Consider the following 13,333-nt stretch of genomic DNA (forward strand, 5'->3'; position numbering starts at 1 on the left):
GCCCCGGGTTAGGGGGGCCCTTTCGTTTTACTTTTTGGGCGAACGCCGGGTTGGCGTGGCCTTGCGTGCCGCGGTCTTCGACGTGGTGGCTTTCTTCGCGACGACGCGCTTCGCGGTCGAGGTGCCGGACACCTTGCGGGCGGTCGCGGTCCTTGCCGCCACCTTGCGCGTAGCGACCTTCTTCGCCGGAGCCTTCTTCGCGGCGGCCTTCTTCGCAGTGGCCTTCTTCGCCGGGGCAGCCCTCTTCACCGACGTGGAACGCAGCACCTTCTTCGCGGCGGCGCGCTTGCCTGCCGACGGCTTGGCCGGTTCCTTCGTGGCGAGGCCCGGGCCACCGTCCGTCTTCTGCCGGGCGGCGCGGCGGGCATTCATTTCGTTGCCCGTGTTCAGCGGACGCCACGAACGGCCACCCATCGCGAGCAACGTGTCGGACGACGCCGGGCCCGCACTGCCCGACGCGTAGTTCGGGAAGTCCGCCGGGACGCGCTGGCCCCAGTCATCGAGGACCGGCTGCACCGCGCGCCAGCAGGCTTCGACCATGTCGGCACGCTGGAACAGCGTGGCGTCGCCGGTCATGCAGTCGTACAGCAGCGTCTCGTAGCCCACGTTCGGCTCGGCGCGGAACCAGTCGGCGTATTTGAAATCCATCCGCACCGGTGCCAGTTCCACGCGCGGGCCAGGCCGCTTCACGTCGAACTGCAGCGAGATGCCCTCGTCCGGCTGGATCTGCAGCACCAGCCAGTCCGGGCCGAACGCGTCCATGCCGGTCCCGCGGAACGGTGCCATCGGCGCGGACTTGAAGCGGATCGCGATCTCCGACGTACGCCGGCCCATGTGCTTGCCGGTGCGCAGGTAGAACGGCACGCCGGACCAGCGCCAGGTGTCGATCGCCAGTTTCATGGCGACGAAGGTTTCCGTGACCGAATCCGGCGCCACGTCCGGCTCGTCGCGATAGGCACGGGCCAGTTCGCTGTTCACCGCGCCCGGGCCGTACTGGCCGCGCACGGCATCTTCCGGGGCGATCGGGCGGATCGCCTCGATGACTTCGGCCTTGCGCGTACGCACGGCTTCCGCGTCGAACGAGGTCGGCGGCTCCATCGCCACCATGGCCAGCAGCTGGAACAGGTGGTTGGGCACCATGTCGCGCAGTGCGCCGGTCTGCTCGTAGAACGAACCACGCCGCTCCACGCCGACCGTTTCCGCCACGGTGATCTGCACGTGGTCGATGCGGTCGCGGTTCCAGATCGGCTCGAACAGGCCGTTGGCGAAACGGAAGGCCATGATGTTCTGCACCGTTTCCTTACCCAGGAAGTGGTCGATGCGGTAGATCTGGTCTTCGCGCAGCACTTTCAGCACGCGCTCGTTCAACGACTGGGCCGAAGCGAGGTCGTGGCCGAACGGCTTCTCGATGATCACGCGGCGCCAGAAGCGGCCGTCCGGGCCATCGTCCTGGACCAGGCCGGCTTCGCGCAGGCGCTCGATCACGTCGCCGAAGAAACGTTCCGGCGTGGCGAGGTAGAACAGCACGTTGCCCTGGGTGCCGCGGCGGCGTTCGATCTCGCGCAGCTTCACGCCCAGGCTCTGGAACGACGACGCGTCGTCGAAATCGCCCATGTGGTAGGTCATCTGGCTGCTCAGCCAGTCCCATGCTTCTTCGTCGAGCCGGGCGCCGCTGCCGCTGACGTAGCGCTCCAGCGAGGTGTGCAGGTTGTTCTTCCATGCGTTGTCGGACATCTTGCCGTGGTTGAAACCCACCACGGCGAAGTTATCGGACAACAGGCCGGTGCGACGCATGTTGTAGAGCGCGGGGACGACGAGGCGGCTGGTGAGGTCGCCGGCGGCGCCGAAGATCACGACGGTACACGGGTCGGCCGGATGAGCGCGCGAGGTGGCGCGCTTCGGTTGGGCTTGGCTCATGCACGGACTCCTTGGGGAACGGTGGATTCGGGGGTGGCGTGGATGTCTGCCGTCGCACTGTAACCATGCGCCAGGCTAAAGGCGGCATTAACCAATGCGACGTGCGAAAAGGCTTGTGGGAAATTGCCCAGCAGGCGCTTCGACCGTGGATCGTACTCCTCCGCGAGCAGGCCGAGGTCATTCGTTAAGCCAACCAGGCGCTCGAAAAGCACGCGCGCTTCGTCCATCCGGCCCTGCATCACGTAATTCTCCACCAGCCAGAAGCTGCACGGGAGGAACTCGCCCTCGCCCGGCGGCAACCCGTCGACACCCGACCGGGTGTCGTAGCGGCGGACGAAACCTTCGACCAGCAGGTCCTCTTCGATCGCCTTCACCGTGGCCACCATGCGCGGATCGTCCGCGGGCAGGAAGTCGGTCAGGGTCACCAGCAACAGGCTCGCATCCAGCTCGGTCGATCCATACGACTGGGTGAAGCAGCCACGGACCGGGTCCACGCCCTTGGCGAGGATGTCGGCCCTGATCTCGTCGGCGATGCTGCGCCAGCGGCGCACGTAATGCGGATCCTCGCCGTCGCGATGCTGTTCCGCGGCGCGTGCGAAGGCCAGCCAGGCCATGACTTTCGAATGGACGAAATGGCGCGGTTCGCCGCGGATCTCCCAGATGCCTTCGTCGGGATGGCGCCAGATCTCGGCGAGGTGGTCGAGGAACACGGCCTGCACGTTGTCGGCTTCGGGATGCAGCACCACGCCATGCTTCATCGCGTGGGAAAACGCCCCGACCAGTTCGCCGAAGATATCCAGCTGGAACTGATTGGAGGCCGCATTGCCGACGCGGACCGGCCGCGCGCCCTCGTAGCCTTTCAGCCAGGTGATTTCGTATTCCTCCAGGCGCCGTTCGCCGGCGATGCCATACAGCACCTGTAGCTGGCCCGGCGATCCGGCGACGGCACGACGCACCCAGTCACGCCATGCGCTGGCTTCGTCGTGGTAGCCCGCGTTGACCAGGGCGGAGAGGACGAAGGTCGCGTCGCGGGCCCAGCAGAAGCGGTAGTCCCAGTTGCGTTCGCCGCCGAACTGCTCGGGCAACGAGGTGGTCGGCGCGGCGACGATGCCGCCGGTGGGATCGTAGCTGAGACCCTTCAGGACGATCAGCGAGCGGCGCACGATATCGCTCCATTCACCGCTGTCGTTGCAGCGACCCGACCAGTCTTCCCAGTAGCCCAGCGTGGTGGCGAGCGCTTCGCGTGGGTCCAGTGCCGCGGGCGGCGGCAAGTGCGAGGGTCCCCATGCCAGGTCGAATGCGACCTGCTCGCCGACGGCGACCCGGAAGCGGCCGACGCTTTCCATGTCTTCGCCTTCCATCTCGACCGGCGTGCGCAGCACCACCATGTCGGGACCGGCGATCGCCGTAAGCGCGCCGTCGTCGCGACGGGTCACCCAGGGCAACGCATTGCCGTAGTCGAAGCGGACGGTCATCCGGCTTTCGAAGTCCACCCGGCCTTCGACCCCTTCGACCACGCGGGTCACCCCGACCTGCTCGCCGGCGAACGGCATGAAGTCGATGACTTTCGCCCGGCCCGTGGCCGTGGTCCAGGTGGTCTCGAGCACCAGGCTGCCGTCGATGTACTGGCGGGTGCATGTGGCGTCGGGATCGGAGGGGGCAAGCGACCAGCGGCCATTGCCTTCATCGCCAAGCAGGGCCGCGAAACAGGCCGCCGAATCAAAGCGCGGTAAACACAGCCAATCGAGCGAACCATTGCGCGCCACGAGCGCGGCGCTGCGGCAGTTGCCGAGCATGGCGTAGTCTTCGATCCGGGATGCCATCGTGCCTCCGTTGGGTCTGGCTAACCCGGGAACGGTAGCCAGCCCAACGTTAGGGCGATGTGTCCGGCAACGTCTTGCGCAGGCGTGCCGCGGATGCGCCTAGCGTGGCTCGGGGAATACCGGCCGGCCGGCTGCGTCCCAGCGCATGGGCTGGGTGTGCGGGGCGCGCCGCGCGGTGCACTTCCAGCCCGGGCCGCCATTGGCGTGATAGATGATCCAGTCGGTCTTGCCGTCGGCCGAGGTGTAGAACCCATTGTGACCGGGGGCATAGACACCGTTCCGCGGCGAACTGGCGAGCACGGGCCGGGCGCTTTTCGTCCACGACGCGGGGTCGAGCGGGTTGGCGTCCTTGCGTGCCGACAACATGCCCAGTGCATAGTCGTCCGACCAGCAGGCACTGGCCGAATAGGTGAGGAACACCTCGCCGCCTGGCCCGGCAAGAAATTCCGGTCCTTCGAGGATCTTGCGGCCACCCTGCATTTCCCAGGCAAAGGTGGGCGTGGCGATGTCGACCTGCGGCTCGGCGAGCGTCCACGGGTTCGTCATCGGCGCGAGGATCAGGTCGCTGTGGTCACCCACGTAGGCGGAATAGGCGAAGTAGCGCTTGCCGGCGTGGTCGAACACGGTGCCGTCGATGCCGCTGAGATGGGTGGCGAGCATGCCCTTGTCGACCCAGCTGCCGGTGGTCGGGTCCGCCGACGCGTTCTCCAGCACGAACACATGCCGGTGGGCGTCATCGTTGTGCAGCTTGTCCACGGCGGTGTAGTAGAGGTACCACTTGCCGTCGAGGAAGTGCAGTTCGGGCGCCCACACCGACGCCGAGTTCGGCCCCTGTGCGGGCGGCCGCCACACGGTGACCGGCGTGGCGTCGGAAAGCCGCTGCATGTCGCGCGTTTTCCAGATCGCGATGCGGTCGCCCAGCGTGTGCATGTAGTAGTACACGCCGTCACGCTGCGCGACCCAGGGGTCGGGACCGGACGGCAACAGGGCGCCGGCATGCACGGCCATGCCGTCCGTGACGAGGAAGGTCGCGCTGATGCCGAGTAGCCAGCGAAGGATCGATCGCTGCATGTCAGCGGCCCAGCTGCAGGTAGTCGATATCCAGCGCATGCCCGGCGCCACCGATATCCACGGTATTCATGCCTTGTAGCAGGTCCACTTGCGTCTCCAGGATCGACCAGCCGTCGCCGCCGTCGCGCACGGTGCCGGCCGGCTGGCGTGCACCGTTGACGACCACCGCGGGCGTGCCCGGCAGGCCCAGCGTCGCGAAACGGACCGCCACGATTTGCCTGCCCGCCGTCGCGTTGATGGTGAAGCGTAGCCGGCCTTCGCTGCCGGCGCCCAGCCGGGCCTTGCGCCCGTTCGAGGCCTTCGCGTCAGGGATCGACACGGCCGAACGGCGTGCCGCGTCTTCGGCCTCGAAGCGACTGAAGTCCAGCGCGGCCGATTGGTAGAGCACTTCGTTCGCCCACTCCGAGGTCGGTTCGGCGGGCGATGACGACGTGGTGACATGCAGGAACCGGCCGTCCGTGCGGCGTACCAGCGCCTGGGTCCAGCCCGCATGGATGTTGCCGGTGCGCTTCTGCACCGGTGCGCGCACTTCCCACCACGGCCCGCGCCCGGATGCGTTGTTCCAGTACAGCGAGCGGCCGCCTTCGTCGCCGCCGCCACCGGCGCGTTCCGCCGAGATCACCAGCGTGCCCTCCGGGCCACCCACGGGGAACCACGTCACCACCGGACATGCAGACGGCCACGCCCCGGACGCGGTCGCCACGGGCTCGCCGTGCTGCCGTGGATCGCCCCAGTCGAGCCCATCCCGGCTGAACTTGACGTGGACCTGGCCGTTGGCCGGTCCATCGATGTTTTCATAAGTCATGGCGTAACGGCCGTCGCCAAGCCGGGTGACCACTGCCATGCCGGGGCGTTCGACGCCACCGGGGATCGCGACGTCCAGCACTTCGGCGCCCCAGGTCTTGCCGCCGTCCGACGACAGCTTGTGGCCCAGTGCCTGGTTGTATCCCTCCGCCTTGTGCTGCTCAGTGGAGTAATACGCGACCAGCCGGCCGTCATCCAGCAGGTGGATGTTGGTTTCCCAGACCCCCTTGTTGTCCTTGTCCTCGGGCCGGCCGCCGCCACGGATCACCGACCCGCGGTAGTGCCACGTGGCGCCGCCGTCGGTGGACGCATAGACCTGCAGGTCTTCGGCGGCCACCCTGCCCGCGTCATCGTTGCCGGTGGCATTGGCCGAGAGCAGCAGCGTGCCGGCGGGAAGGCCGCCGCTCGCCCGCGGCAGGCGCATGAGGTGGGGCTGCCAGCGCAGCTGCCATGCCGCGTCCTTGTGTACCTGGTCGGTGACGCTGCCGGCAGGCTGCCAGTGATCGCCACCGTCCTCGCTACGCCACAGCGCGATGCCCGCCATGCCTTTCTGTTCGAACGCCATCAACAGGCGATCGCTGCCTTCGCTGATGGGCGTCACGGTGACGTATCCCGACCCGTCGGCAAGATGCGTTCCGACGACCTCGGGGGCCGCCGGTGCCGCGGCGACCCGGCCCATGGCCACGAGCAACGCAAGGCCGAGCACGCGTGGGGTGGACAACGTCATGGTTGGTTCTCCCGTTGCAAAAAAAAAGCGTATCGGGAAACCACTCCCGATACGCCAGGGAAAAAAGCGTCAGAGCTTCAGTCGCAGGCCCACGCCCACGCTGCGATCCTGGTAGCGGATGTCACGCGGCCGGCTTTGGCCCTCACCGAAGAACTGGTGCAGGTTGGCGCCGAGGATATTGGTCGCGTTGAACACGCCGGTCAGGCTGTTGGTGAAGTCGTAGGCGAGCGAGAAGTCCACCTGGTTGGCGGGCTTGATGTAGTCGTTCACGCCGGCCACGTTCACCGCGTTGAAGCCGTCGATGAACTTGCTACGGTAGTTGTAGGCCAGGCGTGCCGACACGCCGTACTTTTCATACATCAGCACCGCGTTGCCGTTGTCCTTCGACACGTTCTGCAGCGGCGCTGCCACCACCGGGCCACCGATGTACTGCGGCGAGCGCGTGCTGCCGTCGATGTAGGTGTAGTTCAACTGCACGCCCAGGCCGTTCAGCGCGCCGGGGAGGAAATCGAAGAACTGCTGGTAGGCGACTTCCGCACCGTCGAGGTGGCCCGAACCCGCGCTCTGCGGCGACGACAGCTGGTACGGCAGGCCGCCGATGGTCACGTCCGTCACGTAGTTCTGGATGTAGCCCTTGATGTCGCGGTAGAAGGCGTTGGCGCTGACATAGCTGGACTTACCGAAGTAGTACTCCAGCGAGGCGTCGTAGTTGGTCGACTTGATCGGGGTGAGGTCCGGGTTGCCGCTCGCCGCCGCGCCTGCGCGATTGATCGTCGGCGGATTGAGCGAGATGGACGGATTGAGCTGGCCGAAGCCCGGATAGGTGATCGTCTTCGCCGCCACCAGGCGCAGCTGCAACTGGTCGGTCATGTGCAGGTTGAAGCTGAGGTTGGGCAGGTAAACCGGCGCGTTGGTGCCGGCGGAGATCGGCGAGTAGATGTTGGTCGCCGCGTTGTACGAGAACGCATTCAGGCTGCGCAGGTTGCGCTCCATGCGGAAGCCCATCAGGCCGTCGTACGGCATGCCGAACAGGTCGTTGCCGTAGGCCACCTGCAGGTAGCCGGCGATCGCCTGCTCCTTGATCTGGTAGAAGCGGCCAGGGTTTTCCGGCGCAAGTCCGGTCGGCAAACCATACAGGGTGCGCAGGGCGTCGGCGTTGTCGATCAGGTAATTGTACGAACCGGTGAGCCAGTGGGTGGGCAGCGCCGAGGTCGACGGCATCGCGCTGAAGTAATCGCTGGGGAAGCGGGCGATGACCTGGTTGGCCGGGTTCGGGTTACCCGGGATGTCACCCGTGCCGCCCGGCGGGGGCGTGGAGATCTCGACGCTGCCGACGTACTGAGCCTTGTGGTTGGAATAGCGCAGGCCGAAGTCGGCGTACTGGAAGAAGTCACCGGCGAAGTCGTAGTTACCATCGGCGCGCCAGGCGAACTGCTTCGCCTTCTGGTTGTTCCACGTCTGGAACAGGCCGTTGAGATAGAAGTTCGCCGGATTGGTTTCCGGATTGCCGGCCAGGCCCCAGTTGGTGTGGTCGCCCTGGTTGCCGCTCCACACCGTGGTGATCGGCCCCTTCAGGAAGGTGTCGATGATGAAGTTCTGTTCCTGGAACGAGGTGGAATTCCAGGAGAAGTCGGTGGAGAGCGTGAGCTTGTCGTCGTGCCACTTGGCGCCGATTGAGTTCTGGATGTCGTGGCCGTGCTGCTGGTGGGCCTGGGTACTTGTGGCGGCGTAGCTGTTGCCGGTCCACGACGCGCTGCTGGCGTCGCAGATGCGCTGGCCGTAGTACGGCGAGCCGGTCTGCTGGTTCGCGTAACAGTTGTTCGACACGCTGACCGACGAGGGGTCGATCGCACCGGTGGGGAAGCTGAAGAAGAACGGCTGGTTGTACTGGTCGTTCATCCAGTCGTACAGGCCCTCGACGTAGAACTCGGTGTTGTCGTTCGGCTTCCACTGCAAGGCATAGTTCGCTTCTTCGCGCTTGCGCTTGCCGATGTTGTAATCCGCGCCGAAGCCGTTCGGCGCCGAGATCAGGTCGCCGTTGCTGCTGCGGATCGGGTCGCCCGACGCACCGGTGAGCACCTTGGGATAGTCGGCCCACACCGCGTTGTAGTCGTAGTGCTGTTCGCTGGCACCCATGTTGATCAGCGCACCGAACTCGCCGGCGTCGGTGTGCCAGCGATTGCTCAGCAGCAGGCTGCCTTCCGGGTCGTTCTTGTCGGCGTAGTGGCTGTGTGTTTCGTTGACGGTGGCGGCGACGCGCGAGCCGTCGAAATCCAGCGGCCGGTAGAGCTGCATGTCGACCACGCCGGCGATGCCGCCGTCGATCATGCTCGCTTCGCTCGACTTGTAGACGTTCAACGCCTTGACCGCCGTGGCGGGCAGGTTCTGGAAGGCGAACGAGCGGCCGACACCGGAGAAGATCTCGCGACCGTTGAGCGTGGTCGCCACGTTGGGCAGGCCGCGGATCACCACCGAAGTGGTCTCGCCCTGGAAACCCTGCGCCACCTGCACGCCGGTGATGCGCTGGAGCGCATCGGCCACGCTGTTGTCGGGCAGCTTGCCGACGTCTTCGGCAACGATCGAGTCCACGACCATGCGCGAGTCCTGCTTGATCTGCTGCGCGCTGGAAAGGCTCTCGCGCAGCGCCTGCACCGTCACCGCGTTGAGGTTGACGGCGTTGGCCGCCGCATCGCGCTGGGCCGTCGGCGCCGGCTTCTTCGCGTCTTTTTCCTGCGCAGCCGGGCTGGCCACGGGCGTGGCGGTGCTGGCCTGGACGGCGTCGGCACTGGCCTGGACCGGTGCCTGCACGGGCGCGGTGGCGGCGGCATACGCCGGCGACAAGGCAGCAGCGATCATCGACGCCAGTAGCGTCGTTGGGACGGACATGCGCTTCATGGAAATCTCCCCTCAGAGATTAGGTGTGTCGTCAGTCAGTTCAGCGGACGGTCTTTACGGTGGTGAGCGGGTACATCACGGCGTCGGGTGGCACGACGCCGCGTGGCGACGTCGCGAGCAGCCGGATGATGTCGACCTCGCGCTGGCGATACGGCGTGCCGTCGGCATGCAGGAGGTCGTGGAACCAGAGCACGGGTGGCTTCTGTACGTAGGGCTTGTCCCAGGAATCCCAGGGCATGGTGGTCTGCGTCTTCCCCTCGACGAAACCCCATTGGATCATCCCCACGTCGAGCTTCTTCGCCAGCGGCAGGATCGCGTCGATGGTCGAGCCGGCGCCGCGCGCCATGTATTCGGTGCAGATGATCGGCCGGCCGTACGGCGTGAGCTGGCCGACGCGGGCGACGAAGGTCTCCGGCCAGTCGTAGCTGTGGAAGGTGATGATGTCGGAGCGTTCGAGCTGGGTGGATTCGATCGCGTTGAGCTTCGCTCCCGGCGCCCAGCTGGCGTCATGCCACACGCCGCTGGTCAGCGGCTGGGTCGGCGCCGCGCTGCGCGCCCAGTCGAACACCTGGGGCAGCAGGGTCGCGACGCGGTCGAACTTGTCCTTCGGGTTGGTCGTGTAGTTGCCGCCGCCGTCGTTGTCGGGCTCGTTCCACACGTCCCACGCGAGGATGCGCGGATCCTTCGCGAACGTGCGCACGATATCCACGGTGTAGTCCTTCAGGCGCGGGTATTGGCTGGGATCGTCCATCGCGACCCCGGGGCCCTGTACCCAGCCGGAGTTATGCACGCCCGGGACGGGCGCATGCTGCTTGCCCAGCTTCGGCTGCGGATCCCAGCACGAATCGAACAGGACGAGCACCGGCTTGATCCCGTGCCGGGCGGCGATGGCGAGGAACTGGTCGATGCGCGACTTGAATCCGGCGGCGTCCTGCTGCCAGAGCTGGTCGTGCAGGAACACGCGCATGGTCGTCATGCCCAGTTGCTGGGCCCAGCCCAGCTCCTTGTCGATCCGGGCGGCATCGAAGGTGTCGGCCTGCCACATCTCGAACTGGTTGATCGCATCGGACGGGACATAGTTGCTTCCCAGCGGCCAAGCCTGCTTCGCATACCACGCATGGGCTTGCGCGGGTGTCCAGCGCGCGGCATCCGCGCCGTGTGCCGCGGCCACAATGGATGCAGCCGCCAACCCGATTGCCAACGCCCAACCTGCTTTCTTCATGCTGCCCCATCCCTTTCTGCGACCACGCTTCGTCGAGCGTGGGCAAGCCTTCCCCGTGGCCGACCCGACAGGCCGCCCGTGTGTTTTGGTGCTATCCCCTAACCCGCAAACCTCGCGTAACATCAGTCAAGCATATTGTAGTACTAAGTCGCAAGTGTCCGATTTTGCTTGAGTATTTTTGTCGCACTGCGACAAACCTTCGAACTGCAAGAAAGTTCTCATCCAGCGAAGGTTTCGGCGGGGCGTGCGCAAAACGTCGCGGTGGCGAGCGGGAAACTGCCGCAGCGCGGCAAGGGAAATGCGGGGACGGCTTATGACATCGACCGGATCGAACCGCGCGGCTGGCGGCGGCGAGGGTCTTCTGCATATAGTCCGTCTATATGACTAAGTGTGGCTAACAGGGCGGCCCGTTCATGAAGAGACCCAGCACGGCGCGCACCCTGCACAATCATGTCGTGCAGGAGCTAGGACAGCGCATCGTTGGCGGAAAAATCCGCCCAGGTGAAATTTTTCCCCGCGAAGAAACCCTCGCCGAGAGCCTGCACGTCAGCCGCACGGCGTTGCGCGAGGCGCTGAAAGTGCTTTCGGCCAAGGGGCTGATCGAGTCCCGCGCGGGCGTGGGTGCGCGTGTTGTCGAAGAGCATGACTGGAACCAGCTGGATCCGGACGTGCTGGCCTGGCGTTGCGCGTCCATGCCGACCGACGACTTCGTCCACAAGCTGGTGCAGATGCGCAAGATCATCGAGCCGGCCGCCGCGGCGGCCGCGGCGGGCCATCGCACGAGTGCCCAGCTCGCAGTCATCGCGTCGGCACTGGGCCTCATGGAAGCGTCGACCACGCTGGACGAGTGGGCGGAAGCCGACCTGAAGTTCCACGATGCCGTGCTGCGGGCGACCGGCAACGAGCTGCTGTCGTCCTTGTTCACGGTGATCGAGACGGCGCTCGGGACGTTCTTCGTGCTCTCGGCGCGCACGGCTGCGAATTTCAAATACTCGCTGCCCTACCATCAGCAGGTGTTCCACGCGATCCGCGATGGCCAGCCGGAGGTCGCGAGCGAAGCGATGCTGTCGATGATCGCGGATTCCGAGAAGAACCTCAGGACGCGTTCCGCACCGCCGGCTCCCTGATCGGCCGGCGACTGCGCGTCACATCGCGTGGTCAGTGCGCGCCGTGTCCGCCATGGGCCGGCGCCTTCGGCTGCGACGCTTCGAACATGCTGCGGGCGAGCTCCTGCTCGCCGTAGACCACTTCGCTGGCGCCGAGCCCGGCGAGGTGGCTGACGCAATCCGGGGAGTGCGCGCGGGCGACGATCGGCAGGTCGGGACGCGCTGCACGCGCCGCACGCACCACCTGGCCACCTTCGAAGGGATCGGGCACCGCCACGATGAGCGCCCGTGCCGCTGCCAGGTTGGCCTCCGCCAGCACCGGCGCCGCGGCCGCGTTACCGATGACGACATCGGCGATGCCCTGGGTTCGCAGCTCGCGCACCGCGTCCTCGTCGGTTTCGATGACCAGGATCGGCGTGCCTGCGGCCTGCAGTTCGGCCAGCACGCGACGCCCCACCCGGCCGTAACCGACAAGCACGGTGTGGCCACGCATGTCCGGGTGCTCGTCGGGCGCATCGGCATCGTGCTTCGCCACCCAGCGATCCAGCGCGACGAACAGCAACGGGTTGACCAGGATCGACACGATGGCCGCGGCGAGCAGGATGTCGCGCGCTTCTTCGGTCAGCAGGCCCAGCGACACACCGAGCGCCGCGAGGATGAAGGAGAACTCGCCGATCTGCGCGAGGCTGGTCGCGATCGTCAGTGCCGTCTTGGTCGGCCGTCCGAACAGACGCACGATGGCGAACGCGGCGACGGACTTGCCCACGATGATGATCAGGCAGGCGGCGAGCACCAGCCACGGATGCTCGAGGAGGATATGCGGGTTGAACAGCATGCCGATCGACACGAAGAACAGCACGGCAAACGCGTCGCGCAGCGGCAGGGTTTCTTCGGCGGCCTGCTGGGAGAGCTTGGACTCGCCCATCATCATGCCGGCGAAGAACGCGCCCAGTTCGAACGACACATCGAACAGGTGCGCCGCGCCGAAGGCGACGCCAAGCGCGATGGCCAGGACGGCGAGGCGGAACAGTTCGCGCGAGCCGGTGGCGGAGACCGCCTGCAGGGTCCACGGGATCACGCGCTTGCCGATGATCAGCATCACCGCGACGAACAGCACGACCTTGCCGATCGTCATCGCGACCGTCGTGACCAGTTCCGTCGTGGACGGCGCCGGGCCGCCATGGCCATCGCCGAGGAACCCGGCGAGTGCCGGCAGCAAGACGAGGGCCAGCACCATGGCGAGGTCTTCGACGATCAGCCAGCCGACCGCGATGCGGCCGCGATCGCTATCGAGCAGGCGGCGTTCTTCCATCGCGCGCAGCAACACCACGGTGCTGGCGACCGACAGCGCCAGGCCGAACACGAAGCCCTGCGCCATGGGCCAGCCAAGCATCCAGCCCATCAGCATGCCGAGGCCGGTGGCGACACCCATCTGCACGGCCGCGCCGGGGATCGAGATGCCCTTGACCGCGAGCAGGTCTTTCAGTGAGAAGTGCAGGCCCACGCCGAACATCAGCAGGATGACGCCGAGGTCGGCGAGTTCCTGCGCGATGTGCGCGTCGGCCACGTAGCCGGGGGTGAACGGCCCGGCGACGACGCCGGCGACCAGGTAGCCCGCGATCACCGGCAAGCGGATTCGATTGGCGATGGCGCCGAAGATGAAGGCGAGGACGAGGCCACCGACGATGGTGGCGATAAGTGGCGTGGCGTCGTGCATGGGCGGCTCCCTGAGTCGTCGTTGGCCATGGCAGTCGGCCATGGCATGCAC

8 protein-coding genes are annotated in these 13,333 nt (G+C 66.4%); 1 reads left to right on the top strand and 7 read right to left on the bottom strand.

Annotated elements, in window-relative coordinates; genetic code table 11:
- Positions 1 to 27: 27 nt before the first annotated feature.
- The 6 genes from KPL74_12860 to KPL74_12885 all read right to left on the bottom strand — a co-directional run bounded on the left by KPL74_12860 (position 28) and on the right by KPL74_12885 (position 10,459).
- Positions 28 to 1,917: a glucose-6-phosphate dehydrogenase gene (locus KPL74_12860; protein ID QWT18630.1), complete on the bottom strand. Its 1,890-nt coding sequence runs from the start codon at positions 1,915 to 1,917 to the stop codon at positions 28 to 30.
- Complete coding sequence (locus KPL74_12865) at positions 1,914 to 3,740, bottom strand: glycoside hydrolase family 15 protein (GenBank protein ID QWT18631.1); 1,827 nt, start codon at positions 3,738 to 3,740, stop codon at positions 1,914 to 1,916. Before KPL74_12865 ends, KPL74_12860 begins: the two co-directional genes overlap by 4 nt.
- A gap of 99 nt (positions 3,741 to 3,839) precedes the next feature.
- Positions 3,840 to 4,811: a glycoside hydrolase family 43 protein gene (locus KPL74_12870; GenBank protein ID QWT18632.1), complete on the bottom strand. Its 972-nt coding sequence runs from the start codon at positions 4,809 to 4,811 to the stop codon at positions 3,840 to 3,842.
- 1 nt (position 4,812) lies between these two features.
- A complete protein-coding gene (locus tag KPL74_12875; GenBank protein ID QWT18633.1) occupies positions 4,813 to 6,342 on the bottom strand; it encodes an exo-alpha-sialidase in 1,530 nt (509 codons plus the stop codon).
- 69 nt (positions 6,343 to 6,411) lie between these two features.
- Positions 6,412 to 9,237: a TonB-dependent receptor gene (locus KPL74_12880; GenBank protein QWT18634.1), complete on the bottom strand. Its 2,826-nt coding sequence runs from the start codon at positions 9,235 to 9,237 to the stop codon at positions 6,412 to 6,414.
- Positions 9,238 to 9,277: 40 nt separating this feature from the next.
- Entirely contained in the window at positions 9,278 to 10,459 is a 1,182-nt protein-coding gene (locus tag KPL74_12885; protein QWT18635.1) for a cellulase family glycosylhydrolase, read from the bottom strand.
- Positions 10,460 to 10,872: 413 nt separating this feature from the next.
- Between KPL74_12885 and KPL74_12890 the strand changes: the two genes are divergently transcribed.
- A complete protein-coding gene (locus KPL74_12890; GenBank protein ID QWT18636.1) occupies positions 10,873 to 11,586 on the top strand; it encodes a FadR family transcriptional regulator in 714 nt (237 codons plus the stop codon).
- 31 nt (positions 11,587 to 11,617) lie between these two features.
- On the opposite strand, the gene KPL74_12895 is transcribed toward KPL74_12890, so the two are convergent.
- A complete protein-coding gene (locus KPL74_12895) occupies positions 11,618 to 13,282 on the bottom strand; it encodes a Kef family K(+) transporter (GenBank protein QWT18637.1) in 1,665 nt (554 codons plus the stop codon).
- Positions 13,283 to 13,333: the final 51 nt, after the last annotated feature.

The sequence above is a fragment of the Bacillus sp. NP157 genome, from assembly GCA_018889975.1.
GTDB lineage: Bacteria > Pseudomonadota > Gammaproteobacteria > Xanthomonadales > Rhodanobacteraceae > Luteibacter.

Bases quoted from the DNA above. Each gene is read 5' to 3' on its own strand.
- KPL74_12895 (QWT18637.1), bottom strand. From the start codon at position 13,282: ATGCACGACGCCACGCCACTTATCGCCACCATCGTCGGTGGCCTCGTC.
- KPL74_12860 (QWT18630.1), bottom strand. From the start codon at position 1,917: ATGAGCCAAGCCCAACCGAAGCGCGCCACCTCGCGCGCTCATCCGGCC.
- KPL74_12890 (QWT18636.1), top strand. From the start codon at position 10,873: ATGAAGAGACCCAGCACGGCGCGCACCCTGCACAATCATGTCGTGCAG.
- KPL74_12865 (QWT18631.1), bottom strand. From the start codon at position 3,740: ATGGCATCCCGGATCGAAGACTACGCCATGCTCGGCAACTGCCGCAGC.
- KPL74_12875 (QWT18633.1), bottom strand. From the start codon at position 6,342: ATGACGTTGTCCACCCCACGCGTGCTCGGCCTTGCGTTGCTCGTGGCC.
- KPL74_12870 (QWT18632.1), bottom strand. From the start codon at position 4,811: ATGCAGCGATCGATCCTTCGCTGGCTACTCGGCATCAGCGCGACCTTC.
- KPL74_12880 (QWT18634.1), bottom strand. From the start codon at position 9,237: ATGAAGCGCATGTCCGTCCCAACGACGCTACTGGCGTCGATGATCGCT.
- KPL74_12885 (QWT18635.1), bottom strand. From the start codon at position 10,459: ATGAAGAAAGCAGGTTGGGCGTTGGCAATCGGGTTGGCGGCTGCATCC.